Annotated in this window: 20 protein-coding genes and 1 tRNA gene; 7 read left to right on the forward strand and 14 right to left on the reverse strand. The window is 67.3% G+C overall.

Features of this window, described 5'->3' with window-relative positions:
- Window positions 1-4: 4 nt before the first annotated feature.
- The 3 genes from ACEU5R_RS05630 to ACEU5R_RS05640 all read right to left on the reverse strand — a co-directional run bounded on the left by ACEU5R_RS05630 (window position 5) and on the right by ACEU5R_RS05640 (window position 2,950).
- Window positions 5-991, reverse strand: coding sequence for a tripartite tricarboxylate transporter substrate binding protein (locus ACEU5R_RS05630; RefSeq protein ID WP_392409381.1), 987 nt, complete (start codon window positions 989-991; stop codon window positions 5-7).
- A 58-nt stretch (window positions 992-1,049) separates the two neighbouring features.
- A complete protein-coding gene (gene nadC, locus ACEU5R_RS05635; protein WP_392409383.1) occupies window positions 1,050-1,934 on the reverse strand; it encodes a carboxylating nicotinate-nucleotide diphosphorylase in 885 nt (294 codons plus the stop codon).
- A gap of 74 nt (window positions 1,935-2,008) precedes the next feature.
- On the reverse strand, window positions 2,009-2,950 hold the full coding sequence (locus tag ACEU5R_RS05640; protein WP_212312311.1) for a hypothetical protein: 942 nt from the start codon (window positions 2,948-2,950) through the stop codon (window positions 2,009-2,011).
- A 228-nt stretch (window positions 2,951-3,178) separates the two neighbouring features.
- Here ACEU5R_RS05640 and ACEU5R_RS05645 point away from each other — a divergent pair, with 228 nt between their 5' ends.
- The gene (locus tag ACEU5R_RS05645) at window positions 3,179-3,409 is read left to right on the forward strand and encodes a hypothetical protein (RefSeq protein WP_103272393.1); all 231 of its coding nucleotides are present in this window, start codon (window positions 3,179-3,181) and stop codon (window positions 3,407-3,409) included.
- A 21-nt stretch (window positions 3,410-3,430) separates the two neighbouring features.
- Here ACEU5R_RS05645 and ACEU5R_RS05650 read toward each other — a convergent pair whose 3' ends face one another.
- The 6 genes from ACEU5R_RS05650 to ACEU5R_RS05675 all read right to left on the reverse strand — a co-directional run bounded on the left by ACEU5R_RS05650 (window position 3,431) and on the right by ACEU5R_RS05675 (window position 10,493).
- Window positions 3,431-4,747 (reverse strand): ParB-like protein, encoded by a 1,317-nt coding sequence (locus ACEU5R_RS05650; protein ID WP_392409384.1) that lies wholly within the window; start codon window positions 4,745-4,747, stop codon window positions 3,431-3,433.
- A gap of 112 nt (window positions 4,748-4,859) precedes the next feature.
- Window positions 4,860-5,285 carry a DUF3574 domain-containing protein gene (locus tag ACEU5R_RS05655; RefSeq protein ID WP_392409385.1) on the reverse strand — a complete coding sequence of 142 codons (426 nt, stop codon included), beginning with the start codon at window positions 5,283-5,285 and terminating at the stop codon, window positions 4,860-4,862.
- 247 nt (window positions 5,286-5,532) lie between these two features.
- Window positions 5,533-5,623: transfer RNA gene (locus tag ACEU5R_RS05660), tRNA-Ser, on the reverse strand.
- Between the two features lie 125 nt (window positions 5,624-5,748).
- Complete coding sequence (locus tag ACEU5R_RS05665; RefSeq protein ID WP_392409386.1) at window positions 5,749-7,305, reverse strand: SpoVR family protein; 1,557 nt, start codon at window positions 7,303-7,305, stop codon at window positions 5,749-5,751.
- Complete coding sequence (locus tag ACEU5R_RS05670; protein ID WP_103272389.1) at window positions 7,302-8,564, reverse strand: YeaH/YhbH family protein; 1,263 nt, start codon at window positions 8,562-8,564, stop codon at window positions 7,302-7,304. The genes ACEU5R_RS05665 and ACEU5R_RS05670 overlap by 4 nt, the downstream gene beginning before the upstream one ends.
- A gap of 12 nt (window positions 8,565-8,576) precedes the next feature.
- Entirely contained in the window at window positions 8,577-10,493 is a 1,917-nt protein-coding gene (locus ACEU5R_RS05675; RefSeq protein ID WP_392409397.1) for a PrkA family serine protein kinase, read from the reverse strand.
- Between the two features lie 813 nt (window positions 10,494-11,306).
- On the opposite strand from ACEU5R_RS05675, the gene ACEU5R_RS05680 reads away from it, so the two are divergent.
- Together ACEU5R_RS05680 and ACEU5R_RS05685 are read left to right on the forward strand one after the other, a co-directional pair.
- Window positions 11,307-12,548, forward strand: a complete 1,242-nt coding sequence (locus ACEU5R_RS05680) for a DUF3142 domain-containing protein (protein ID WP_392409387.1) — start codon at window positions 11,307-11,309, stop codon at window positions 12,546-12,548.
- Window positions 12,535-15,027 (forward strand): hypothetical protein, encoded by a 2,493-nt coding sequence (locus ACEU5R_RS05685; protein WP_392409388.1) that lies wholly within the window; start codon window positions 12,535-12,537, stop codon window positions 15,025-15,027. Before ACEU5R_RS05680 ends, ACEU5R_RS05685 begins: the two co-directional genes overlap by 14 nt.
- An 83-nt stretch (window positions 15,028-15,110) precedes the next feature.
- Here ACEU5R_RS05685 and ribD read toward each other — a convergent pair whose 3' ends face one another.
- A complete protein-coding gene (gene ribD, locus ACEU5R_RS05690) occupies window positions 15,111-16,262 on the reverse strand; it encodes a bifunctional diaminohydroxyphosphoribosylaminopyrimidine deaminase/5-amino-6-(5-phosphoribosylamino)uracil reductase RibD (RefSeq protein WP_392409389.1) in 1,152 nt (383 codons plus the stop codon).
- Window positions 16,263-16,472: 210 nt separating this feature from the next.
- Here ribD and ACEU5R_RS05695 point away from each other — a divergent pair, with 210 nt between their 5' ends.
- Window positions 16,473-17,036, forward strand: coding sequence for a cysteine hydrolase family protein (locus tag ACEU5R_RS05695; protein ID WP_392409390.1), 564 nt, complete (start codon window positions 16,473-16,475; stop codon window positions 17,034-17,036).
- A gap of 34 nt (window positions 17,037-17,070) precedes the next feature.
- Window positions 17,071-18,033 carry a GlxA family transcriptional regulator gene (locus ACEU5R_RS05700; RefSeq protein ID WP_392409391.1) on the forward strand — a complete coding sequence of 321 codons (963 nt, stop codon included), beginning with the start codon at window positions 17,071-17,073 and terminating at the stop codon, window positions 18,031-18,033.
- Between the two features lie 75 nt (window positions 18,034-18,108).
- On the opposite strand, the gene nrdR is transcribed toward ACEU5R_RS05700, so the two are convergent.
- Both nrdR and glyA read right to left on the reverse strand, forming a co-directional pair.
- Window positions 18,109-18,588 carry a transcriptional regulator NrdR gene (gene nrdR, locus ACEU5R_RS05705; RefSeq protein WP_103272382.1) on the reverse strand — a complete coding sequence of 160 codons (480 nt, stop codon included), beginning with the start codon at window positions 18,586-18,588 and terminating at the stop codon, window positions 18,109-18,111.
- A gap of 199 nt (window positions 18,589-18,787) precedes the next feature.
- Window positions 18,788-20,038 carry a serine hydroxymethyltransferase gene (glyA, locus tag ACEU5R_RS05710; RefSeq protein ID WP_103272381.1) on the reverse strand — a complete coding sequence of 417 codons (1,251 nt, stop codon included), beginning with the start codon at window positions 20,036-20,038 and terminating at the stop codon, window positions 18,788-18,790.
- A 211-nt stretch (window positions 20,039-20,249) separates the two neighbouring features.
- Between glyA and ACEU5R_RS05715 the strand changes: the two genes are divergently transcribed.
- The gene (locus tag ACEU5R_RS05715) at window positions 20,250-20,888 is read left to right on the forward strand and encodes a LysE family translocator (protein ID WP_392409392.1); all 639 of its coding nucleotides are present in this window, start codon (window positions 20,250-20,252) and stop codon (window positions 20,886-20,888) included.
- A gap of 129 nt (window positions 20,889-21,017) precedes the next feature.
- On the opposite strand, the gene ACEU5R_RS05720 is transcribed toward ACEU5R_RS05715, so the two are convergent.
- Both ACEU5R_RS05720 and tyrS read right to left on the reverse strand, forming a co-directional pair.
- A complete protein-coding gene (locus ACEU5R_RS05720; protein ID WP_392409393.1) occupies window positions 21,018-21,674 on the reverse strand; it encodes a YbhB/YbcL family Raf kinase inhibitor-like protein in 657 nt (218 codons plus the stop codon).
- A gap of 101 nt (window positions 21,675-21,775) precedes the next feature.
- Window positions 21,776-23,020 carry a tyrosine--tRNA ligase gene (gene tyrS, locus ACEU5R_RS05725; RefSeq protein WP_103272378.1) on the reverse strand — a complete coding sequence of 415 codons (1,245 nt, stop codon included), beginning with the start codon at window positions 23,018-23,020 and terminating at the stop codon, window positions 21,776-21,778.
- Between the two features lie 258 nt (window positions 23,021-23,278).
- Here tyrS and ACEU5R_RS05730 point away from each other — a divergent pair, with 258 nt between their 5' ends.
- Window positions 23,279-24,685: a peptidoglycan DD-metalloendopeptidase family protein gene (locus ACEU5R_RS05730; RefSeq protein ID WP_392409394.1), complete on the forward strand. Its 1,407-nt coding sequence runs from the start codon at window positions 23,279-23,281 to the stop codon at window positions 24,683-24,685.
- The last annotated feature ends 138 nt before the right edge of the window (window positions 24,686-24,823 follow it).

A 24,823-nucleotide genomic window follows, 5' to 3' on the forward strand; every position in this document is an offset into this window, starting at 1 on the left:
CGCGTCAATCGGCGCGCAGGCCGATCGCCTCGGTCAGCGCCGCGTAGCGGTCGATGTCGGCGCGGATCATGGACTGGAAGGCGGCCGGCGTGCTGGTGGCGGGCGTGAACCCCTGTTCGCGCAAGGCCACCTGCACGTCCGGGCGCTGCATGATGCGCGCCACCGCGACATTGATGCGGTCGATCACGGCCGGCGGCGTGGCGGCGGGCGCCAGCAAGCCGTGCCACTGGTCCAGCGCATAGTCCTTCACGCCCTGCTCGGCCACCGTGGCGACTTGCGGCAACAGCGGCGAACGCTTGGGCGAGGTTACCGCCAGCGCCCGCAGCTTGCCCGCCGCGATCAACGGCGCGGCGCTGGACGCGGTGACGATGCCCAGCGGCACCTGCCCCGCCGTCACATCGGTCAAGGCCGGGCCACAACCTTTGTACGGCACCTGCTGCAAGGCCGCGCCGGTCGCGCGCGCCAGCATCTCGCCGGCCAGATGCTGCGGCGTGCCGTTGCCGCAGGACGCGAACGGCAGCGGCTTGCCCGGCTGCGCCGCCTCCAGCGCATCGTCCAGGTTGCGCAGCGCGCTCGCGGCCGGCGTCACGAACACCGACGGCACGAAGGCCACGTTGATGACGGCGGCGAAATCGCGCCTGGGATCGAAACCCAGGTTGCGATAGACGCCGGGATTGATGGCGAAGGAACTGTTCACCATCAGCAGCGTGTAGCCGTCGGGCGGCGCCTCGGCCACGGCGCGCGCGCCGATATTGCCGCTGGCGCCGGGCCGGTTTTCCACGACCACGGGCTGGCCCAGTTGCTCCTGCAGGCTGGCGCCGATACGGCGGGCCAGCAGGTCGGTGCCGCCGCCCGGCGGAAACGTCACCACGATGGTGATGGGGTGCGCGGGGTAGGAGGCATCGGTCATCGGTTCGCCAGACGGCGAATTGCCGCAGGCGGTCAGGGCCAGCGCGGACAGGACGGAAAGGCGGCGGAGAAGGCGGATCATGATGCGGGCCTGCGATATGTCGGGCCGGTAAGCAAAAAGGTAAATGGCGGCTGCGTGCTCAAGCGTCCAGGCCGATGTCCAGCACCTTGGCGCTGTGCGTCAGCCAGCCCACGGCGATCTGGTCCACCCCGGTCGCCGCGATCTCGGCGGCCGTCTCGGGCGTGATGCGGCCCGAGGCCTCCGTGACCGCCCGGCCGCGCGCCATCGCCACGGCGCGGCGCAGATCATCCAGGCTCATGTTGTCCAGCAGGACCACGTCCACGCCCAGCGCCAGCGCGGTCTCCAGCTGCTCCAGCGTGTCGACCTCCAGCTCGATCCTGACCATGTGGCCGACGCCCGCCCGCGCCCGCGCCACCGCATTGGCGATGCCGCCCGCGAAGGCGATGTGGTTGTCCTTGATCAGCACCGCGTCGTCCAGGCCGAAGCGATGATTGCTGCCGCCGCCCACGCGCACGGCGTATTTCTGCAAGGCGCGCAGGCCCGGCATGGTCTTGCGCGTGCAGGTCACGCGCGCGCCATAAGGCGCCACGGCCCGCGCGATCGATGCGGTGGCGGTGGCGACGCCGCTCAGGTGGCACAGGAAGTTCAGCGCCACGCGCTCGGCCGTCAGCATGGCGCGGGCGCCGCCCTGGATGCGCGCGATCTCCGCGCCCGGCTCCAGCACGCTGCCGTCCGCGCGCGACACGCTGAAGCGGATCGCCGGATCCAGCGCGCGGAACGCCAGCCGCGCCAGGTCCAGCCCGGCCAGCACGCCCCCCTGGCGCGCCACCAGGCGCGTTTCCGCCTGGGCGTCGGCGGGCACGATGGCATCCGTCGTCAAGTCTCCCGCGCGACCCAGGTCCTCGAGCAGCGCGGCGCGCACCACAGGCTCCAGCATTACGTCCGGCAGCGGCGGAACGGGCAGGCGGTCGGTCGCTGCGAGGGCTTCAGTATTTATGCTCATAATGAGTATTTTTGAGTCAAAAAAAGGCACGCCTGATCGCGTGCCACTTATGCTAGGCATGAGCATAATCTTTGTCAAGCCTCGCGCGGCCCTCTGGACAGCGGCAGCTTGCTGCCCGCGATGGCTCGTTCCAGTAGCACGTCGCGGCGAAACCGGAACAGCTTGGCCGGCCTGCCGGCGGTGCCCGAGGCCATGTCGCCGGTCTCCTCGACCAGATCCTGCTGCTCGATCAGCCGCCGGAAATTCTGCTTGTGCAGCCCTCGCCCCGCCAGCGCCTCCACGGCCTGCTGCAATTGCAGCAGGGTGAACTGGGCCGGCATCAGCTCGAACACGACGGGCCGGTACTTGATCTTGGCGCGCAACCGCGCGATGCCGGTGGCCAGGATGCGACGATGGTCATGACGCATGGGCTCGCCGGGCAAGGCCTCGCCCCCGACCGCCCCGCGCCGCGCGGCCTCGGGCACCAGGCCCGCCTCGAACAGCAGTTCGTAACGCTGCAGCACCATGTCCTCGTTCCAGGCCGCGCCGTTCAGGCCGAACGTGATATCCGCGCGCTGGCGGCGGCGCGCGCGCGAGGCCTGATCCGCGCCCGCCTCGCACCAGGCGGCCAGCCGCGGCGCGATGGCCTCGTCCAGCAGCGCGGGCACGCCGGCGCGCCGGTCTTCCCAGGGGAAATAGCGATACCAGTCCTGCCAGCCGACCTGCGCGACGCCGGTCTCGCCCGCCTCGCGCGTCAGGCCCAGATAGCTCACCGACATGACCCGCGCGCCCGACTCGTCGGAGCGGTCGCCATCGGCGAAGGTGTAAAGCTGCTCGACATAACCGAGCGGATGATGCGTCTGCGCCTCGACCCAGGCGCGCAGCCCCGCCTGCAGCGAACGGTGCGACAGCTCGAACGGCCCGGCCGGCAAGGCGCGCGCGTCTTCCGTGGTCAGCACCCTGGGCTCGCCGTTGGTGACGGCGACCAGCACGGCGACTAGCTCGGCATGGACGGAACGCGCGACGGATTCGGTCAAGGCGGTATCGGGCGAAGGAGGATGGGAAATCAAAGCGCCGGCCGGGGCCGGAAAGACGCGGATCGCGGCCGCGCGATCCGACCCGAATTATAAGCCCCGCGCCCGGCAATGGCTGCTTGCAACCGTGACAACGCAAGGCCCCGCACACGCCCATTCCAGGCCTAAGATGGATCTCATGTCCATGCGCGCCGCCCGCCATGGCGGCGCCCGTTTGCAGGAGCGCGCATCATGCTCAAGCCCACGACAGATCCGAACGCCAGCGACGCCCGCCGCGACGTCGAACCCCCGCCCCGCGTCGACCCGCGCACAGGCACCACCGTCCTGCCGCTGGCGAGCAACAGCCGCATGGTCGCCGGCATGCCGCGACGCGGCCGCGCCATCGAGGCGCCGGGCGAGCCCGGCATCATCTCGGCCGAAGAAGACGTGCTCGACATCAACTACGAACACAGCGGCCCTTGAGCGCCGCGACCAACGCCGGGCTTACCAGCCCCAGCAGGTGCCGGCCGCCGGCTTGCCGCAGTTGCGGTAGTTGGCCGCGTACCAGAGCTTGCCGCCGTTGCGCGGCGGCGAGCCCACGGCCTTGATGTCATTGCGCGGCAGCTCTTCCAGCGCGTCACGCGCGTTCTTGGTCGGCGTGCCGCTGGCGGCGTTCTGCACCCAGGCGATGCGACCGAGCTGAGCGGCGGTCCGATCCTGGAACACCACATCGCCATCGGCCAGCGCCGCCATCTTGCTGGCGGCGTCGCGCACCGCGGCGGAGTAGCTGTCGCTCGCGTCGGTGGGCAGCAGGTTCTTGTCCAGCTTGCTGACGGCCAGGATGCCTGCCAGCGTGGCGGGCGGAATCATCTTGTAGGCGCTCAACGCGGGCAATTGGCCCGCCGCCACCTGCCGGCGCAGCCAGTCGCCCCACAGGAACTCGGCGAACTCGGGCAGACCGCCGTTGGCATAGGCGATGTCGCGCGTGAAATAGACCAGCGAACGATAGCGGTCTTCCTGCATGCCGCCGGCCTCGGCCGCGCTGGCCAGGCCCAGCCGCTTGGGCAGCTGGTCCACCGTGACCGGCCGATTGTCGCCATCGCGCAGCCAGGCCTTGCGCTCATCGACCAGGCGTTGCCAGAACGCCTTGGCGTCGGCCATGTCGCTATAGTTGGCGTCGACCTTGACCCACACCGGCAGCTTGGGCCCGCCGTCGAAGATCTCGCGCAGCGCCGAGAAGCTGTGATGACCGTCGGTGAGATATAGGTTGCCGTCCCAGCCCACCACCACGGTCTTCAGCGCGGTGGCGTCCGCGCCCGGCGCGTTCAGGCAGCTGAAGGTCTCCGGCTTGTCCAGCCGCGCCGCCTGCGCCTGGGCAATGCTGGCGAAGGGCTGCGCGCGCTTGCCCGCGCCCGTGTCCTCGCAATAGTCGTCGAACTTCTTGCCGACGGTGCGGTTCAGGTAGTCGATCTGGTTGGCGGTATCGCCGGCCCAGGTGGGACGGGCGAAATCGCCTTGCCAGCGGCCCAGCTTGTAGTAGATCTGGTCGTAGCCGATGGCGGCCTGCGTGGGATTCAGCTCTTCGATGCGGACCTTGATCACATCGCCCGGCTTCGCCTTCAGGTACGCCTGGTTCTTTGCCGGCGTTTCCGGTTTGGGCGGCGCCGGCGTCTCGGGCACCGGCGCGGGCTGCGCCGCCGGTTCGTCGTCGTCGCTGCTGCCATTGCAGGCGGCCAGCGCCAGCGGCAGCAGCGCCACGGCGATCAGGCGCGCGCCCGGAAATGGAAACAGGGAAGGCCGGCGAGTCAGCGTAGGGGTCATGAGTATCAACAGGAAGATCGAACGAGATCCGCGATGATGACAGCCGCATACTGCGCGGACGTGACATCCGCCAAGGCCGTCACGGGCCTGTCACCACACGGACCGCCGGAACTCAGAACGACACGCAGGCCGCCTGCCGCACCCGCAACGTCGCCTCCTGCCGGAAGCGCGTCTGATACTCCGTCCGGATGTCGCGCACCGCCGCCTCGCTGGCAACATCGCCCGGATGCACCAGGTTCAGCACATAGGACGGCTCGCGCACGATCGCGCCGTCGTTGCCGCGCCACTGGCCGGACGCCTGCCAGACCGTCAGCCCCTGCGGAAAGCGCGGCGTCACGGACTCGGCCAGGAAGGACGTCCATTCCTGCGACGACACCGGGCCGGACGGGGTGTCGGTGCCCAGGAATATCTGGTCATTGACCATGTTCGTCTCGTTGGGCGCGCAGGCACGGGATGCGGGGGTGGTCACGCAGCCGGCCGTCAGGGCGGCGGCGCATAGCGGCAGGGCAAGGCGCGCGAGCTTGGGCGTGAAGGGCATGAGGAGGGCTCCGGGTTCTGAGGAAGCGGAACTGTTGGCTGCTAACCGGCCGCAGCGCCGATGCGTCGATGTCAGGTTGATGGTCAAGCCTGACGGTCAGACTTGCCCGCCAATATAGGGCTTGCATGGGTCTGGCGCGAGTCGATCCTGCGCCCAGGCGCTGGATTTTTCATGCGAGCCTTCAAGCCGCGCCGCAAGCAAAAAGCCCTTGAACTCGCGATGAGTTCAAGGGCTTGGGATGCATTCTTGGCGGACAGAGGGGGATTCGAACCCCCGATACGCTTTTGACGTATACACGCTTTCCAGGCGTGCGCCTTCAACCACTCGGCCACCTGTCCTGATCGTCCTAGGGACGCCGCATTGCTGAAAATGCGAATCCGCGATTCTAGCAGATTGCCGGGAAAGCCGCACGTCGGGAAAGAAAAAGGGGACGCCAAAGGCGCCCCCCGTCCGGCCAGCCGGTTCAGGCCGCCGCTTGCGGCGCTTCCTGCTCGCGGTAGGCGCTGACCGTGCCGTCCGGCTCGGTCTCTTCGAGCCGGACCTTGAAGCCCCACAGCCGGGCCAGGTGCTTCATCACCTGCTCGGCGTCGTCGCCGGCCAGGGGACGGCCCCGGCTCTTCAGGTGGCGCAGCACCAGCGAGCGGTCGGTGTCGCGGTTGAAGCGCACCACCTGCACATCGGGCACCAGGTTGTCGCGGTTGTGCTGCGCGGCCAGCAGGCGGCGGATGTCGCGGTAGCCCTCGTCGTCATGGATCGCGGCCACTTCCAGCTTGGGATTGGCCTGGTGATCCGAGATGGCGAAGAAGCGGAACTCGCGGATCAGCTTGGGCGACAGGTACTGCGAGATGAAGGACTCGTCCTTGAAGTTGCGCATGGCGAAGTCCAGCGTCTTCAGCCAGTCGCCGCCGGCGATGTCGGGGAACCAGCGGCGGTCTTCCGGCGTGGGCGCCTCGCAGATGCGGCGGATGTCCGACATCATCGCGAATCCCAGCGCATACGGATTGATGCCGCCGTAGCCGCGCTCGTCGAAGCCGCGCTGGCTGACTACGTTGGTATGGCTCTGCAGGAACTCCATCATGAAGCCGTCGTTGACCAGCCCCTTCTCGTGCAGGCGGTTCAGGATGGTGTAGTGCCAGAACGTGGCCCAGCCCTCGTTCATGACCTTGGTCTGGGTCTGCGGATAGAAGTACTGCGCGATCTTGCGCACGATCCGCACCAGCTCCTTCTGCCAGGGCGCGAGCTTGGGCGAGTACTTTTCGATGAAGTACAGCAGGTTCTCTTCGGGCTCGGGCGGGAAGGTCGAGGACTGGCTGTACGTGTCCTTGTCCTCTTCCAGGCGCGGCAGCGTGCGCCACAGGTCGTTGTACTGCAACCGCGCATGCTCCTGCCGCTCGGCCTGGCGCGCCGCCTCTTCCTTGTACGAGATCGGCGTGGGCCGCTTGTAGCGGTCGACCCCGTGGTGCGACAGCGCATGGCAGGAATCCAGCACGGCCTCGACCGCGTCGATGCCGTAGCGGTCCTCGCAGGACATGACGTACTTGCGCGCGAACACCAGGTAGTCCAGCACGCCGTCGGCGTCGGTCCACTGGCGGAACAGATAGTTGCCCTTGAAGAAGGAGTTGTGGCCGTAGCAGGCGTGCGCGATCACCAGCGCCTGCATCGTCATGGAGTTTTCTTCCATGAGATACGAGATGCAGGGATTGGAATTGATCACGATCTCATAGGCCAGTCCCTGCATGCCGCGCCGGTAGAACTGCTCGTTGCGGATGAATTCCTTGCCGTAGGACCAGTGCGAATAACCGATAGGCAGGCCCGCCGAGGCATAGGCATCAAGCATCTGCTCCGAGGTGATGACCTCGATCTGGTTCGGGTAGGTGTCCAGCCCGTACTCGCGCGCGACCTGCGCGATCGCGTCGTCATAGGACTGCAGCAACTCGAACGTCCATTCGGAGCCCTGCGAGATCGGCCGAGAGCCTCCGGCCGCATCCGGCTCCACGAGTGCACCCGCGATGGCATTCATACCGTTTCCTTCTTGAACAGGTCATGGAACACGGGGTAGATCTCCCCGCGATCGCAGATCCGCCGCATCACGAAATGCGGCTCCAGCTTCTGTTCGTACTCGGCCCACAGGCTGCTCTTACGCGCCTCCTGCGAGTCTGGCACCTCGATGTAGGCGAAGTAGCGCGTGGCCGGCAACAGATGCTCGGCCAGGAAGCGCGCGCTCTTGCCCGCGTCGGCGCCGAATGAATCGCCGTCGCTGGCCTGGGCCGCGTAGACGTTCCAAGCGCTGGGCGGGTAGCGCTTTTCCAGGATCTCGCGCATCAGCTCCAGCGCCGACAGCACGATGGTGCCGCCGCTCTTCGGGTCGTAGAAGAAGGTGCGTTCGTCCACTTCCTCGGCGTTGTCGGTATGGCGGATGAACACCAGATCGACGTGCTCGTACTTGCGCGACAGGAACAGGTACAGCAGCGTGAAGAAGCGCTTGGCCAGATCCTTCTTGCCTTCGTCCATCGAGCCGGACACGTCCATCAGGCAGAACATGACGGCGCGCGCCATCGGAATCGAGACCGATACCCGGTTGCGGTAGCGCAGGTCCAGGTCGTCCAGGAAGGGCACGCGCGCAAGGCGCTCGCGGCAGTCCTCCACGTCCTGCTCCAGCGCGCGGATCTCGTCGGCGCCCGCGCCAGCGGCCAGGGCCTTGGCCAGGCGTTCCTCGGCGTCTTCCAGGTCCGCGCGCGCCTTGACGCTCAGCGCCACGCGGCGCGCCAGCGATGACTTGAGCGTGCGGCTGATGCTCAGCATGCTGGGCGAGCCCGAGGTGGTGTAGCCGGCGCGCTGCCACTTGCGCTGGCTGACCTCGCCCAATTGGTTGCGCGCCAGGTTGGGAAGTTCCAGGTCTTCGAAGAACAGGTTCAGGAATTCAGCGCGCGACAGGCTGAAGGTGAACTGATCGACCGCCTCGCCCTCGCCGGGCTCGGATCCGCCCTGCCCCTGCCCGCCTCCCTGCGGCCGGTCGAAAGTGTCTCCCTTGGCGAACTCGCGGTTGCCGGGATGCACCATCTCGCGGTCGCCGCCCTGCCCGTGATGGAAGGTAGGCTCGGAGATGTCGCGCGCGGGCAGGTTGACCTCGCCGCCCTGATCCATGTCCTGGATCGAGCGGTCGCGGATCATGCCATGCACCGCCTTGCGGATCTGATCCTTGTAGCGCCGGAGAAAACGTTCCCGGTTGACGGCGCTCTTGTTGCGCCCGTTAAGACGGCGATCGATCAGTGAATTCATGATTCACCTCGCTCAGGAAGACTTCCTTACACGGAGGTACCACTCGCACAGCAGTCGGACCTGCTTCTCCGTGTATCCCTTCTCGACCATGCGGTCGACGAAACTCTGATGCTTGGACTTGTCCTCGGCCGATGCCTTGGCGTTGAACGAGATCACCGGCAGCAGGTCTTCCGTGTTCGAGAACATCTTCTTCTCGATCACTTCGCGCAGCTTTTCATAGCTGGTCCAGGTCGGATTGCGGCCGTTGTTGTTGGCGCGGGCGCGCAGCACGAAGTTGACGATCTCGTTGCGGAAATCCTTCGGGTTGGCGATGCCGGCCGGCTTCTCGATCTTTTCCAGCTCATCGTTCAAGGCGCTGCGATCGAAGCTCTCGCCGGTTTCCGGGTCGCGGAATTCCTCGTCCTGGATCCAGCAGTCGGCGAAGGTCACGTAGCGGTCGAAGATGTTCTGGCCGTACTCGGAGTAGGACTCCAGGTAGGCGGTCTGGATCTCCTTGCCGATGAACTCGGCGTAGCGCGGCGCCAGGTAGCCCTTGATGAATTCGAGATAGCGCCGGCGGACCTCGTCGGGATAGTCCTCGCGGCCGATGCGCTGCTCGAGCACATACATCAGGTGCACCGGGTTCGCGGCGACCTCGGTCTGGTCGTAGTTGAAGACGCTGGACAGGATCTTGTAGGCGAAGCGCGTGGACACGCCGGTCATGCCTTCATCCGTGCCGGCGTAGTCCTTGTACTCCTGCAAGGCCTTGGCCTTCGGATCCACGTCCTTCAGGCTTTCGCCGTCATAGACGCGCAGCTTCGAATAGATGCTGGAATTTTCCGGTTCCTTCAGCCGCGTCAGCACCGAGAACTGCGCCATCATGTCCAGCGTTCCCGGCGCGCAGGGCGCCGTCGACAGCGAGCTGTGATGCAGCAGCTTCTCGTAGATGCGAACCTCTTCCGACACCTGCAGGCAGTACGGGACCTTGACGATGTAGATACGGTCGAGGAAGGCCTCGTTGTGCTTGTTGTTGCGGAAGGTCTGCCATTCCGATTCGTTCGAGTGCGCCAGGATGCAGCCGTTGAACGGGATGGCCGAGAAGCCCTCGGTGCCCTTGAAGTTGCCTTCCTGCGTGGCCGTCAGGAGCGGATGCAGCATCTTGATCGGCGCCTTGAACATTTCCACGAATTCAAGCAGCCCCTGGTTGGCCAGGCACAGCCCGCCCGAGTAGCTGTAGGCGTCGGGATCGTCCTGCGAATGGCGATCGAGCTTGCGGATGTCCACCTTGCCGACCAGGGACGAGATGTCCTGGTTGTTCTCGTCGCCCGGCTCGGTCTTGGCGATGGCCACCTGGCGCAACACCGAGGGATTGAGGCGCACGACGCGGAACTGCGAGATGTCGCCGTCGAATTCCTTCAGGCGCTTGACGGCCCACGGCGACATGATGCCGGTGAGGTAGCGGCGCGGAATGCCGTATTCCTTTTCCAACGTCTCGCCGAAGCGTTCCGGATGGAACAGGCCCAGCGGCGACTCGTTGACGGGCGAGCCCTTCAGCGCGTAGATGGGGAAGCGCTCCATCAGCACCTTGAGCCGCTCGGCGATGGACGACTTGCCGCCGCCCACGGGGCCGAGCAGATAGAGGATCTGCTTGCGCTCTTCCAGTCCCTGCGCGGCATGCTTGAAGAACGCGACGATCTGCCCGATCACGTCCTCCATGCCGTAGAACTCCTGGAACGCTGGATAGCGCCGGATGGTCCGGTTGGAAAACAAGCGGGAAAGGCGCGGGTCGTTGCGCGTATCCACGACCTCGGGCTCGCCAATCGCCGCGAGCATGCGCTCGGCGGGACTGGCGTATGCCATGGGATCGCTCTTGGCCAGGCTCAGATATTCCTCGAGGGAAAGCTCTGACTCCTGCTCTCTTGCATACTGCGACTTGAAGCCTTCGACGATGTTTTGCACGGAAACCTCCTACAACACGCGAAAAAGCCATTACGACCCGACTTGTCCCCATTGTGCCTCAGTGCCATCGCAATACTTCCGTATTGCAATACAAACTCGCGATAAGCATTTTCAGCGTAGCCGTATGTTGCTTTCGCCACACATCGGCCATGAGGCGTATCGGGGTCCTTTCCAATTAGGCTGCACCCTTTGGACACTAGTTCCGTCAGGGAATGCAACTTCGGTGAATAAGTTCACTCGATCGGCTTCAGCATATCGCCGTAGTACGCGCGCAAAACGCGGCCGCATACGAAATGGTCGGCAATGATTTGAAGGGATGAGCGATATCCCATGGATTCTTATGTGCGGGAAATGTCGGTCCCGCAAGGCCCGCCATGCGATCGCGGCGAGCGGCCTGAACGTCGCGCTGCGGCTTCGTTCAGCGGCGTGCCGATGCGGCGTGAAAAAGCGCCAAGCAGACAGCACGCGAATCCTAGGTGTGACGAGGGCGCGTGGCTGAGAACGGTACGAACCGCGGGCGTAGCGCCAAGTCATGCACCTATGCTAAGCCCAATTGACCGTTTTGTGGCAATTCATTTGCCGCGACCCTGCAAAAAATATCAAACGCCGTCTGTGAAAAGCACGCCAAGAACACTTCAAGAACGCGTCAGAAATGCGAGGCGCGGGGATGCTGAATGATTCGCGGACATCTGGCAGCCGGCCCGGCGGAGTGCTAATACCCATGCCGCGCGCAAGGATTGCCTGCGGCGCTAGAATCACGGCTTTGCGCAATCGCGCCCATCTCCGAAGCCGCATCAGCCGCCCATGCCATCCCGCCTGCGAAACGTGGTTCGCCGGTACCTGCCTGCCGCCCACGCGGCGCATGGCTGCGTTGCCGTCGTCCTGTGCAGCGTCCTCGTGGCGGCTTGCGGCAAGACCGATCCGGCCTTGGACAACGATGCCTATGTCTGGCAACGCCGCTGGACGCCGGCCGTGACTGCCGCGATGTCTGACAGCGCCGATCTGGTGCGGGCCTGGCGCGTGCTGGCCGCCGACGTGGCCCCGGACGGCAAGTGGTCCGACGCGACGCCCGCCCTGCCGGCCCTGGCCGCCGCCGGCCGGCCCGCCATCATGGTGCTGCGCTTCGACGGCCGCGTGGACGGTTTGCGCGACGCCGAGATCCATGCGCGCATCGCGGCCTTGCGCGATTCGTGGCACCGGGCCGGCATCGCGCTGGCGGGCGTGGAAATCGACTACGACTGCGCCACCTCCAAGCTGCCGGCGTACACGCGCTTCCTTGCCGGCCTGCGGGCGCGCCTGGATCCGTCCATCCCCCTGTCCATCACCGCCCTGCCGACCTGGCTGGACAGTCCCGCGCTCGCCGCCCTGCTCGCCATTCCCGACGAAAGCGTGCTGCAGGTCCATGCCGTGCTCAGTCCGACACGCGGACTGTTCGATGCCAAGCGCGCGCAGGACTGGCTGGACGCCTACGCGGCGCAGACCCGCAAGCCCTGGCGCGTGGCCCTGCCCGCCTACGGCAGTCGCGTCGCCTGGGACGACGAGGGCCGAATCGCCGCGGTCGAAAGCGAGCAACCCGCGCTCATGCCTGGCGGACGCTCGGCGGAGCTGCTCGTGACGCCCGCCGACATGGCGGCCTTTGTCTCCCGCATCGAAGACCGGCGCCCGTCCGGCCTGGCCGGCATCGTCTGGTTCCGGCTGCCGACCCGCGTCGACGCGCGCGCCTGGAGCCTGCCGACGTGGCGCGCCGTGCTGGCGCGCCAGCCGCTGCGTCCGGCGCTGTCCGTCAGCGCGCGGGCCGCCGCCGGCGGCGCGCGCGACCTCATACTCGCGAACGCCGGCGATGCCGACGCCGCGCTCCCCTTCGCCGTGCGGCTGGATGGCGCCTGCGCCGCCGCCGACGGCATCAACGGCTACACGCTGGAACGCGACGGACTAGGCATCTACCTGCGTCGCGCGCAGGAAGGCCTGCTGCACGCCGGCGCTCAACGCAACATCGGCTGGATACGCTGTGAACACGAACCGACCAACCTCCATGTCCAACCCTAAGAAACTCGCAAAGGCGCTCCTGTTTGCCGGCCTCATCGGCGCCGGTGTGGTCATCGCCTGCGGCCCCGACTTCCCCGCGCAACTGCTGGACGACCGCGGCGGCACGCTGCACGCCACGCCGTCCAACTCGTTCCGCTACGAGGCGGCGCGGCTGACGCCAGCCACCGACGCGCTGCGGGCCCGCGATACCGATCCGTACTATCAGCCGCCGCAGGCGTACATACCGGAAGACGACGATCCTGAACTGGACGCGACCCAGCGCAACGCCATCCGCAAGATGCGCGCGCAGGCCGACGGCGACGCGGCCTACGCCGCCGGCGCCGGTGTCCCGGAAGCCGCGCGCCTGTATGCCGCCGGCGCGGTGGACTACCTGCTGGCACAGCGCGAACCGGGCGGGCTCGGCGAACAGCGGCTGGCGCGGGCGCAGCGACGCTTCCAGGCCATCCTGGCGCTGCCGGCCGCGCAGTCTGTCGCACGCAGCGTGTGGGCGTCGTACATGCTGGCTGATATCGGGGACATCTCCAGCGCCATCCACGACGATGCCGCCGCGCGGGCACAAACCGCCAAGGCCTACGAACACGCCCGCGAACTGGCCCGCGCCGGTGCGCCGGATCCGCTGGGCCTGGCCGTCGCCAGCTACGGCCAGCAGGCGCGCCTGCTGCTGACCGGCGCGCAAGGCGAGTGCAGCTATATTGATCTCCTGAACGACACCCCCTGCATGGACGCGGTTCCCGCGGCCGCGCTCAAGCAGGCCATCCGCCTGTACGCCGAACAGGCGGCGCGCGGCTCGTCCAGCGGCCATGCGTCGCTGCGCCTGCTGGCCAGCTGGGCGCTGGGCAAGCCCGAACGCGCCCGCGCCTTGATCGACGATCCCGTCTCGCAAGGGCTGCTGGTGTCCTATGCGCTGGCCCGGCTCGGCGACATCGTCGATGGCCAGCCCGACAGCGCTTTCGATGCCTACGCCAATTTCGACGCCACCGGCCAGCCCGGCCTGGCCGATTCGGCGCGCGGCGCGCCCAATGTCGAGCCCAATCCCACGCTCAAGTCCCTGGTATCGGCCCTGCAGGCGCTGGACGTACGGCAGGTGGCCAACGCCGACCGCGTCGCCGCCCTGGCCTATCGCATCGGCCGCTACGACCTGGCGCAATCGCTGGCCAGCCGGCTGGACACGGCGCTGGCCTGGTGGGTGCGCGCCAAGCTGGCGCTGCGCCAGGGCGACTCGGTCCAGGCCGCGCAGGCCTATGCCCGCGCCGCCGCCGCATTCCCGCGCGCCGATGGCAGCCTCGACGCCGACAGCGCGGGACGCCTGCGGGCCGAACAGGGCGTGCTGACCCTGTCGCGCGGCCAATATGTCGAAGCGCTGGACCAGTTGCTGCGGGCGGGCGGCCCGCTGGACGCGGCGCGGCCCGCCGAAGAAGAGGGCTGGCCGATGACGCCCTACTGGAACGACGCCGCCTATGTCGCCGAACGCGTGCTGACGCTGGACGAACTCAAACAGTACGTGGACACGCAGGCGCCCGCCACGCCCGCCCCCGCCCGACCCAAGGTGTTCGACCTGAAGGACGGCGACGATTACTACGGCTGGGCCCGGCAGCATCCCGTGCCGACTGCTGACCGCCTGCGCCTGCTGCTGGCGCGGCGCATGGTGCGCGAGGGCATGATCGACCAGGCGGTGCCCTATTTCCCCGCCGAGGCCGATCCGCGCTTTGCCCGCATGCGCTATGACGCGGCAGGCGTGGCGAAGCTGGAGAACGACGCATCACGCAGCCAGGCCGCCGCCTATGCGGCGGCCCTGCGCGACGCCGGCAATGGCTGGGGCCGCACCGGACGGGCGCAGGCCTGGCACCAGGCCGGGCTGATGGCCCGTCGCCATGGCATGGAGATCATGGGCTACGAAGAAGATCCCGACTACGCGGTCTATGACGGCAGCTATACCTATGGCGCGGGCCGCAACTACTTCCTGTGGACGCAAGAGCATGGCAACGCGATTCCCGCCACGCCCGCGCAACGCGCCGAGGCCGCCCTGCCCGGTCCCTATGTCACGCAGCAGGAGCGCGAGCGCTACGCCGCCAGCGAAGCGCGGCCCTATGCCCGCTTCCATTACCGGCAGATCGCCGCCAGCCACATGATGAAGGCGGCCGACGAACTGCCGGCGCGCTCGCAGGCTTACGCGGCGGTGCTGTGCCAGGGCACGCGCTTCGTCATCAACGACGCGCCGGACGTCGCGGCGAAAATGTACCGGCGCTATGTGGAAACCGGCGCCGTCGTGCCATTCAGCGGCAGCTTCGGCCAGGAATGCGCGGAACCCGACTTCAAGGGCGCGGCCCGGTTCCACTATGTGCAGGCCTGGAAGGCCTGGGAACGGCTGCGCCACGACCATCCGGGCCGCCTGCTGGCCGCCGGCCTGCTGGCGCTGGCGGCCGCCGCCGCGGGCGTTGCGCTGTGGGTCTGGCGCGCGCGTCGCGGCGCGCAGGGCTGAGCAGCGCCTGCGTCCGGCCCAGGGGCCGGACGCCCCCCCTCTATCCGGGCCGGCGCCAAGGCCGGCAGCAATGCCCCATCCGTTCAGCCCAGGTCGGGCAAGGCCACCCGCTGCAGCAGCTGCTGCCAGCTGGCCTCGACCCGCGCGCGCAGGCGCAGGTCGGGTCCGATCGCAGCCGTGTCGATGAAGGCGTAGCGCCGGGCGCCATCCAGGTGTTCCAGCAGCGGCAGGCGCACCATGCCGGCCGCGTCGCCCAGCAGCACCGGCGCCAGGTACAGCAGCAGCTCATCCACGCAGCCCGCCGATACCAGTGCGCCGCTCAGGCCCGCGCCGGCCTCGACGTGGACTTCATTGAATTGCTCCCGGGCCAGCCAACGCATCATGGCGGGCAGGTCCACCTTGCCGGCCGTCTCGCCCGGCAGGCAAACGATGCGCGCGTTGCGCTGTTCCAGGCGGCGCGCCTTGGCCGCATCCTCGCGGGCGGTGAAGACGATGACTTCCGCGCCATCGAACAGCCGCGCCGTTTCGGGAATGGCGAATCCGCCATCGACCACCGCCTTGCGTGGCTGGCGCGGCGTCTCGACACCCCGGACGTTGAGCTGCGGATCGTCCTTCAGCACCGTGCCCATGCCCGTCAGCACGACGCAGCTGCGCGCGCGCCAGCGATGGCCGTCCTCGCGCGCCTGCGGGCCGGTGATCCATTGCGACATGCCGTTATGCAACGCGCTGCGGCCATCCAGCGAAGCCGCCATCTTCATCCAGACCCAGGGCAGCCCGCGACTCATGCGGGAGATGAAGCCCGCGTTGAGCGCCAGCGCTTCCTCTTGGCAAACGCCGGTGGTGACGGCGATGCCAGCGGCGCGCAGCCGCGCCAGGCCCTGGCCGTTGACCAGGGGATTGGGGTCGCCGATCGCCACCACCACGCGCGCCGGCGCGGCGGCCAGCACGGCGTCCACGCAGGGCGGGGTGCGGCCGTGATGGCTGCACGGCTCCAGCGTGACATAGAGGGTGGCGCCCGCCACCGTCTCGCCACGGGCCTGGGCATCGCGCAAGGCGCACACCTCGGCGTGCGGGCCGCCCGGCGGCTGGGTCGCGCCTTCGCCCAGCACGCGTCCGTCGCGCACGATGACGCAGCCGACCCGGGGATTGGGCGCGGTCGTGTACATGACGGTCCGCGCCAGGTCCAGCGCGCGTCGCATCCAAAGTAGATCGTCGTAATCGGTGGCAGTCGTCATGCGCAGGATTGTATGTCCGCGCGGCCGCGCCCTGGGAGACCCGCGCCCGTCCCAACCCGCCGCTCCCGCCATCCGGCGCCGCCCGCCACCCCGATCGCCATGATGTCCGTTTCGGGCCGATGCTGGTCTGCCGGCGCGCTCGCCTGGCCGGTCCGCGAGGATGAAAATGGCTGCGTGTCCTTTTAAAATCCATGTTTTGGAGCCCAGACCATGAAGCAGGCGCTGATCGTCATCGATGTCCAGGATTCCTTTCGGCAACGTCCGTTTTGGGACGAAACCGAATACCCCGCGTTCGTGGCGCAGATCCAGCGCCTGATCGACGCCGCGACGTCCCAGGGCGTGCCGGTGCTGCAGGTTTTCCACACCAGCGTCTCGGACGATCCAGCCAACCCCTTCTCGCTGGCGTCCGGGCACGTCAAGACGCTGAAAGAGCTGAAGATCTCGCCTACCGCCGTGTTCCACAAGACCGTGCACTCCTCGCTCTACGCCAAGGGCCAGGACGGCGCGACGCTGCATGACTGGCTGCGGGATCACGATATCGGTGAAGTCATCGTCAGCGGCATCCGCACCGAGCAGTGCTGCGAGACCACTTCGCGCCATGCCAGCGACGCCGGCTTCAAGGTGATCTTCCCCACCGACGCCACCCTGACCTTCGCCATGCAGAGCCCGTCCGGCCGGCAATACACGCCCGCCGAGATCCGCGACCGCACCGAGCTGGTGCTACAGGGCCGCTTCGCGCGGGTCTTGCGTGCCGCCGACGTGCTGGCGGCTTAGCATGTCGTCCCGCTGAAATGCGCGAGCGCACGCCATGATCCCGGTGTACTTCGTGCTGACGCGCGGCCTGGTGCTGCTGGACCTGGCCGGTCCGGCGGAAGCGTTCCGGGTGGCCGAAAGGCTGTGCCCCGGCATGTTCGCGCTGCATTTCTGCGGACCGGAGGCGGAGCTGGAATGCGGCCTGGCGGGGCTGCACCTGGCGCGCATCAAGCCGCTGCCGGCCAGATTGCCCGCCAACGCGCTGGTCATCGTTTCCGGCGTGGTGGGCACGCCGACGCGGCTGGACGATGCGCAGGCGCGCGCCATCATCGACTGGCTGGCCGCGCGCCAACCGGCCGACGGCTTCACGCTGATGACGGTCTGCGCCGGCGCGCTGTTCGCCGCCGCCGCCGGCCTCACGCGCGGGCGCGAATGCACCACCCATCACGGCAGCCTGGCGCAGCTGGCGACGCTTGATCCCAGCGCGCGGATCCTCGACAACCGCATCTTCGTCGAGGACGGCGCGCTGGTCAGCAGCGCGGGCATCACGGCGGGCATAGATCTCGCGCTGCACATGGTGTCGCGCCACTGCGGCCCGCGCATCGCCTGCGAGGTCGCTCGTGAAATGCTGGTCTACCAACGCCGCGCCGGCACGGATTCGGCCCTGTCGCCCTGGCTGGAACACCGCAGTCATCTGCATCCCGGCGTCCACAAGGTGCAGGATGCGGTGGTGCGCAACCCGGCGGCGCCCTGGTCGGCGCAATCGCTGGCGCAGGAAGCCCATACCAGCGCGCGCCACCTGACCCGGCTGTTCCGCCTGCACGCGGGCTGCACGCCGATGGACTATCTTTATCAGATACGCGTCGCGCTGGCGCGCGACCTGCTGCGCGAAACCCGGCTGGACCTGGAGCGCGTGGCGGAAAAAGCAGGATTTGGCTCGGCCCAGCACATGCGGCGCGTGTGGCGTCGCTTCGAGCCGCGAACGCCCGGCATGGCGCGGCAGCAGCTGGCGGCCTGAATCGGGTCGTCGGCCTCGGGCGCCGACCTTGCCATGGCGCCCGAGCGACGGCGTAAGGTCGACAGGCGGATCCAGTCAGTCCTTGCGCAGCTTGCCGGGCAGCAAGGGCCCCTGCATCTCGCGGATGGCTTCGACGAATTCGCCGATGTCCTCGAAACTCTTGTAGACCGAAGCAAAGCGCACGTAGGCCACCTTGTCGAGCTTGCGCAGCTCGTTCATGACCAGCTCGCCGATGTGCTCGGTGGGCACTTCGCGCTGCCCGCTGGCCCGCAACTGCTCTTCGATGCGGGAAACGGCGGCATCCACGTCGCCGGTACTGACGGGACGCTTGCGCAGCGCCAGGCTCAGGCTGGCGCGCAGCTTGGCCGGATCGTAGTCGCTGCGGCTGCCATTGCGCTTGACGACCGAGGGCAGCGCCAGCTCCACCCGTTCATAGGTGGTGAAGCGCTTGTCGCAGGACAGGCAACGGCGGCGGCGCCGGATGGCGTCGCCTTCTTCCGAGACGCGGCTGTCGACGACCTGCGTTTCGGGGTTGCCGCAAAATGGACACCGCATGTGTGATCCCTGAAGGCCGGATGGCAAGAATTAAGCATATTGTAACGATCCGTCCGGCGGAAATCGTCAATAGGGCTGAATTCGTCCCCGATATTTTTGCCAGCAACCGTGCGTCCGGCCAAAAACAAAGGGACGGCCCTTGCGGAACCGTCCCTTTTCAGCCCCGCCGCCCGGTTTCCCGGGCGGACAGCGCAGGCGCTTACTTGCGGCCGTAGACCGGCAGACGCGAGGTCAGTGCGTTGACCTTGGCGCGCACGGCGGCGATGTTGGCCTCGTCGCGCGGGTTGTCCAGCACGTCGGCGATCAGGTTGGCGGTCAGTTCGGCCTCGGCTTCGGTGAAGCCGCGGGTCGTCATGGCCGGCGTGCCCAGGCGGATGCCGCTGGTCACGAAGGGCTTTTCCGGATCATTCGGGATGGCGTTCTTGTTGACCGTGATGTGAGCCTGGCCCAGCACGGCTTCGGCTTCCTTGCCGGTGATGCCCTTGGCGCGCAGGTCAACCAGCATGACGTGGCTTTCGGTGCGGCCGGAAACGATGCGCAGGCCGCGCTTGACCAGCGTATCGGCCAGCACCTTGGCGTTCTTGACCACTTGCTGCGCGTAGTCCTTGAATTCCGGGGCCAGCGCTTCCTTGAAGGCCACGGCCTTGCCGGCGATGACATGCATCAGCGGGCCGCCCTGGATGCCGGGGAAGATCGCCGAGTTGATGATCTTCTCGTGTTCGGCCTTCATCATGATGACGCCGCCGCGCGGGCCGCGCAGCGACTTGTGCGTGGTCGAGGTGACGAAGTCTGCATGCGGAACCGGGTTGGGGTAGGCGCCGCCAGCGACCAGGCCCGCGTAGTGGGCGATGTCGACCATGAACAGCGCGCCGTTTTCACGGGCGATGCGGCCCATGCGCTCGAAGTCGATGTGCAGCGCGTAGGCCGAGGCGCCGGCCACGATCAGCTTGGGCTTGTGTTCCTTGGCCAGCTTTTCGACCTGGTCGTAGTTCAGGACTTCATTTTCGTCCAGGCCATACGAGATGAAGTTGTACAGCTTGCCCGAGGCGTTGACCGACGCGCCGTGCGTCAGGTGGCCGCCTTCGGCCAGGCTCATGCCCAGCACGGTGTCGCCCGGCTTGAGCACGGCCATGTACACGCCCTGGTTGGCCTGCGAGCCCGAGTTGGGCTGCACATTGGCGGCTTCGGCGCCGAAGATCTGCTTCAGGCGATCGATGGCCAGCTGCTCGACCACGTCCACGTATTCGCAGCCGCCGTAGTAGCGCTTGCCGGGGTAGCCTTCGGCGTACTTGTTCGTGAGCTGCGTGCCCTGGGCTTCCATGACGGCGGGGCTGGCGTAGTTCTCGGACGCGATCAGCTCGATGTGCTGTTCCTGGCGCACGTCTTCCTTCTGGACGGCGGCCCAGACATCCGGGTCAGCCTTGGACAGGGTGAGGTTGCGGTCAAACATGACGGAGGGTTCCTGAGGCAGTAGAAGAGAAAAAACCGTGGAAAGGCTGGCCGGGGTAAACCCGGAGAATGGCGCTTAGTTTACCCCGTCGGGCGCGCGGAATTGCCCCCCATCTACCGGCAATCGGCGCAAAATGCCATGCACGGGCGCGAAAACCACGCGCGCCGTTCCGCCCCCTGAAACCGGCCTCAAGCCGCCTTGAGCAATTTTCATGCAAACCGCCACCCTCCTTACCTACTCGCTGGTCGCCGCCGTCAGCGTGGTCAGCCCCGGCCCCGCCACAATGCTCGCCATCCGCAATGGCGCGGCGGGCGGCGTGCGCGCCGTGCTGCCGTCGACGCTGGGGAACGTGACAGGGCTGTTCCTGCTGTCCGCCGCCGCCATGCTGGGACTGGGCGTGGTGCTGCAATCGTCGGCGCTGCTGTTCACGCTGGTGAAAGTCGCGGGCGCGGCCTATCTGCTCTACATCGGCCTGCGCCATCTGCTTGGCCGCTCGAATATCGCGCCGCCGCCCGAACAGGCCACGCAACAGGCGCCGCGCCGCGCCAGCCGTCTGTACCTTGAAGCGGCGCTGGTGGCGACGATGAATCCCAAGCCCATCCTGTTCTTCACCGCGCTGTTCCCGCAATTCCTGAACGCGAGCGAACCGCTGCTGCCGCAGTTCCTCATCCTGACGGGCATCTTCATGGGCATGTCGCTGGTCTCGCTGCTGGCCTATGGCGCGCTGGCCCATCGCGCGCGGCGGCTGCTGCGCCAGCCGCGCATCGTGACCTGGCTCAACCGGCTGGTGGGCTCGATCTTCGTGAGCTTCGGCGTGGCGCTGCTGCGCTTGAAACGCGCGGCGGGCTGATGCGCGCGGATGGACGCCGGCTCGGGCCTCGGACCGACCGGCAGCCGCGGCCGCAATGGATCGCCCCATTGAAAACGCCCTGCCGCCGGACGGATCCGACGACAGGGCGTGATCGGCCCGCGCGGGGCGTCAGGAGGCCGAGGTGGCCCCGATCTGCTTGGGCGCGAGGGCCGGGTTGAGCGTGTAGGTGCCGGTCAGCGAAGCCTGGGCCAGCACATGCTTCTGGATCGCGCGCAGCGCATCCTCGCCGGTGAAGGACCCTTGCAGGCCCAGCGTGGCCACGTCCAGCGCATACAACGTGAACACGTAGCGGTGGACCAGCGCGTCGTTCCAGGGCGGGCACGGGCCGTCATAGCCGAAATAGTCGCCGCTCATGTCGTGGTCGCTGGCGAACCAGGACGTGTAGGAGTTGACACCCTGGCGCGCGCCAAGCGGCGCCAACGGGCCGCCCTTGCCGCGCGGCGTGATGCCGTTGGAAAAGGCGCCCTCGTCGATTTCGCGCAGGTCGGCGGGCAGGTCCACCAGCACCCAATGGAAGAAATCGACGCGCGGCAGGCTGGCGGGCACTTCGCGGCCCTCCTGGTTGACGTCGTCGGGAACTGACGGCACGTCCGGATCGTGGCAGATCAGCGCGAAGGACTGCGTGCCGGCCGGCGCGTCGTCCCAGGAAAACTGCGGATTGAAGTTATCAGCCAGCGCGACGTGCGATTGCGCGTCGATCCTGCCGAAGGCGTAGCGCTCGGGAATCGACTCGGTATCGGAAAAGGACAAACTCAAAAGCTTCATGTCGTGCTCCTCAATGTGCCGCACAGGACGCCCGGGTCCTCGGCCCTGGCTCCCAGCGTATCAAATCTCCGCAGCCACCGGATCAAGCGATCTTCGCAAAATCACGACTTCACGGTAACACGGGCGAATTTGCGCTTGCCTACCTGCACCACATAAGTGCCGGCGGGCAATTGCAACGATTTGTCCTCGACGCGGTCGCCGTCCACCCGCACGCCGCCCTGCTCCACGTTGCGCTGGGCTTCGGAGCCCGACGCCACCAGGCCGGCCTCGCGCAGCAGCTTCAGGATGCCCACCGGCGCGCCGGCGACGTTCACTTCGGGCATGTCGTCCGGGATGGCGCCGTCGCGGAAACGCGCCTCGAAGGAAGCCAGCGCCTCTTCGGCCGCGCGGGCCGAATGGAAGCGGGTGATGATCTCCTGGGCCAGCAGGACCTTGGCGTCGCGCGGATTGCGGCCGGCCTCGGTCTCGGCCTTGAGCGCGGCGATGTCTTCCAGCGAGCGGAACGACAGCAGTTCGAAGTAACGCCACATCAGCGTGTCGGAGATCGACATGAGCTTGCCGAACATCGAATCCGGCGACTCGGAAATGCCGATGTAGTTGCCCTTGGATTTGGACATCTTTTCGACGCCATCCGTCCCCACCAGCAGCGGCATGGTCAGGATGCACTGCGGCTCCTGGCCATATTCCTTCTGCAGCTCGCGCCCGACCAGCAGGTTGAACTTCTGATCGGTGCCCCCCAGCTCCAGATCGGATTTCAGCGCCACCGAGTCATAGCCCTGCATCAGCGGATACAGGAATTCATGCACCGAGATCGGCACGCCGCCCTTGAAGCGCTTGGTGAAGTCCTCGCGCTCCATCATGCGCGCCACCGTGTAACGCGAGGCCAGCTGGATCATGCCGCGCGCGCCCAGCGGGTCACACCACTCGGAGTTGTAACGGATCTCGGTCTTGGCCGGGTCCAGCACCAGGCTGGCCTGCGCGTAGTAGGTCTTGGCGTTGGCCTCGATCTGCTCGCGGGTCAGCGGCGGGCGGGTGCTGTTGCGGCCGCTGGGATCGCCGATGGTCGAGGTGAAGTCGCCGATCAGGAAGATGACCGTGTGGCCCAGGTCCTGCAGCTGGCGCATCTTGTTCAACACCACCGTGTGGCCCAGGTGGATGTCCGGCGCGGTCGGATCCAGCCCCAGCTTGATGCGCAGCGGCACGCCGGTGGCGCGGCTGCGGGCCAGCTTGCGGGCGAACTCCGATTCGACCAGCAGTTCGTCGCAGCCGCGCTTGGCGATGCGCAGGTCGGCTTCGACTTCGGGGGTGATGGGGGCTGCTGCGATGGGGGCTTCTGAGGAGGACATTTCCGGGGGGACCAAGACGGCTTCGGCCGATAAAAGGTGTAAAAAGTGACGAAAACTATCGAAAATTCTAGCTGAATCAGCTAGGATACCGCCCTAATCATACGCAACTGTCATATATACGCAGTTGTCGTCCGGTCTGTCACCTGCTGTTCACAAGTTGCGCCCCGCGCCAGCCCTTGCCCCGGATAACGTGGCGCGCGGGGGCCGTTCGTGTCACGCACCCTGCGAGTCCCAGCTACCTGAGAGGGTTTTTTCACGATGAATCGTGGCCTCCACGACATTGCGAACCGCTTCAAGCGCAAAACCGCAGCGTCGCTCTCGCCCGTCGAGCCCAAGCCGCGCTCCGGGATTGTCAGCCGCACGCTGCTGGTCACCGCGATCGGCCTGTTCGCCGGCGCTGCCGCGCTGGGCATGGTGCAGCATCCCGATCGCTCCGACATCCCCTCCGCCCGCATCATCCAGAGCGTCCTGCCCCTGACCGCCGAACAGGTCGAAGTCAGCACGCCGAGCGCCGCGCCCTACATCAGCGAAACCCGCATCCGCGCGGGCGACACGCTGGCCGCGGTGCTGCAGCGCCTGGAACTGGACGCGCCGGAACTGCAAACCTTCCTCACCCACGACGCCAGCGCCCGCAGCATCTACAAGCTCTATCCGGGCCGCTCGGTCCAGGCGGCGACCGACGAAGACGGCAACCTGATCTGGCTGCGCTACATCCACACGCCCGGCAACGAGACCGACGGCCAGGTCGTCACCCGCATGCTGCACGTGGCCCCGGCCGGCAACAGCTACAAGGCCGAGGAAATCACCGAGAGCACCGATCGCCAGACCCGCGTCGCGGTCGGCACCATCCGCTCCTCGCTGTTCGGCGCCACCGATGCGGCCGGCATCCCCGATTCCGTCACGCTGCAGATGGCCGACATCCTCAGCGCCAAGATCGACTTCCTGCGCGACCTGCGGCAGGGCGACCAGTTCCGCGTGGTCTACGAAGTGCGCTCGCACGACGGCCGCTATGCCGGCGCCGGACGCGTGCTGGCGCTGGAGTTCATCAACGGCGAAAAGACCTACAACGCCGTCTGGTTCAGCCCCGACGGCAAGAGCGGCTCGTATTACGATTTCGACGGCACCAGCCTGCGCGGCGCCTTCCTTCGCACCGCCCTGAAGTTCAGCCGCATCAGCTCGACCTTCGGCATGCGCATGCACCCCATCCACAAGACCTGGACGGGGCACAAGGGCGTGGACTACGCCGCGCCGTCGGGCACGCCCATCCATTCCACGGCTGACGGCACGGTGGAATTCTCGGGCTGGCAGAACGGCTACGGCAACGTGGTCATCGTCAAGCACCACGGCAAGTACTCGACGCTGTACGCGCACCAGAGCCGCATCGCCGAAGGCATCACCAAGGGCTCCAAGATCTCCCAGGGCCAGCTGCTCGGCTACGTGGGCGCCACCGGCTGGGCCACGGGCCCGCACCTGCACTACGAATTCCGCGTGGACAACCAACCCATCGACCCGCTGTCGGTGGACCTGCCCGTGGCCCGCACGCTGGAGCCCGCGGAAATCCGCGCCTTCAAGCAGGCCGTGGCGCCGTACCAGCAGCAGATCCAGCTGCTGACGGAATTCCAGCAGACCCTGCCCGACGCGCTGACCAACGTGGCCAGCCGCTGAGCGCGCGAACATGAGCGCTTCCGGCGGCCCGCGCGATTCCCAGCCCGGCCGCCTCCAGGCGGCGGGCGCCGCGCCCGCCCGCCCCGCTCCCGGACTCTATATCGGCCTGATGTCGGGCACCAGCGTCGACGGTGTCGA

Origin of the sequence: Achromobacter sp. 413638 (assembly GCF_043119405.1) — a bacterium.
In the GTDB taxonomy this organism is placed as follows: domain Bacteria; phylum Pseudomonadota; class Gammaproteobacteria; order Burkholderiales; family Burkholderiaceae_B; genus Achromobacter.

Excerpts from the sequence above, each read along its gene's own strand:
- ACEU5R_RS05680 (WP_392409387.1), top strand. The coding sequence starts at position 11,307 with ATGCCATCCCGCCTGCGAAACGTGGTTCGCCGGTACCTGCCTGCCGCC.
- ACEU5R_RS05645 (WP_103272393.1), top strand. The coding sequence starts at position 3,179 with ATGCTCAAGCCCACGACAGATCCGAACGCCAGCGACGCCCGCCGCGAC.
- ACEU5R_RS05630 (WP_392409381.1), bottom strand. The coding sequence starts at position 991 with ATGATCCGCCTTCTCCGCCGCCTTTCCGTCCTGTCCGCGCTGGCCCTG.
- nadC (WP_392409383.1), bottom strand. The coding sequence starts at position 1,934 with ATGAGCATAAATACTGAAGCCCTCGCAGCGACCGACCGCCTGCCCGTT.
- ACEU5R_RS05715 (WP_392409392.1), top strand. The coding sequence starts at position 20,250 with ATGCAAACCGCCACCCTCCTTACCTACTCGCTGGTCGCCGCCGTCAGC.
- tyrS (WP_103272378.1), bottom strand. The coding sequence starts at position 23,020 with ATGTCCTCCTCAGAAGCCCCCATCGCAGCAGCCCCCATCACCCCCGAA.
- ACEU5R_RS05730 (WP_392409394.1), top strand. The coding sequence starts at position 23,279 with ATGAATCGTGGCCTCCACGACATTGCGAACCGCTTCAAGCGCAAAACC.
- ACEU5R_RS05655 (WP_392409385.1), bottom strand. The coding sequence starts at position 5,285 with ATGCCCTTCACGCCCAAGCTCGCGCGCCTTGCCCTGCCGCTATGCGCC.
- glyA (WP_103272381.1), bottom strand. The coding sequence starts at position 20,038 with ATGTTTGACCGCAACCTCACCCTGTCCAAGGCTGACCCGGATGTCTGG.
- ACEU5R_RS05695 (WP_392409390.1), top strand. The coding sequence starts at position 16,473 with ATGAAGCAGGCGCTGATCGTCATCGATGTCCAGGATTCCTTTCGGCAA.
- nrdR (WP_103272382.1), bottom strand. The coding sequence starts at position 18,588 with ATGCGGTGTCCATTTTGCGGCAACCCCGAAACGCAGGTCGTCGACAGC.
- ACEU5R_RS05685 (WP_392409388.1), top strand. The coding sequence starts at position 12,535 with ATGTCCAACCCTAAGAAACTCGCAAAGGCGCTCCTGTTTGCCGGCCTC.
- ribD (WP_392409389.1), bottom strand. The coding sequence starts at position 16,262 with ATGACGACTGCCACCGATTACGACGATCTACTTTGGATGCGACGCGCG.
- ACEU5R_RS05650 (WP_392409384.1), bottom strand. The coding sequence starts at position 4,747 with ATGACCCCTACGCTGACTCGCCGGCCTTCCCTGTTTCCATTTCCGGGC.
- ACEU5R_RS05665 (WP_392409386.1), bottom strand. The coding sequence starts at position 7,305 with ATGAATGCCATCGCGGGTGCACTCGTGGAGCCGGATGCGGCCGGAGGC.
- ACEU5R_RS05670 (WP_103272389.1), bottom strand. The coding sequence starts at position 8,564 with ATGAATTCACTGATCGATCGCCGTCTTAACGGGCGCAACAAGAGCGCC.
- ACEU5R_RS05700 (WP_392409391.1), top strand. The coding sequence starts at position 17,071 with ATGATCCCGGTGTACTTCGTGCTGACGCGCGGCCTGGTGCTGCTGGAC.
- ACEU5R_RS05720 (WP_392409393.1), bottom strand. The coding sequence starts at position 21,674 with ATGAAGCTTTTGAGTTTGTCCTTTTCCGATACCGAGTCGATTCCCGAG.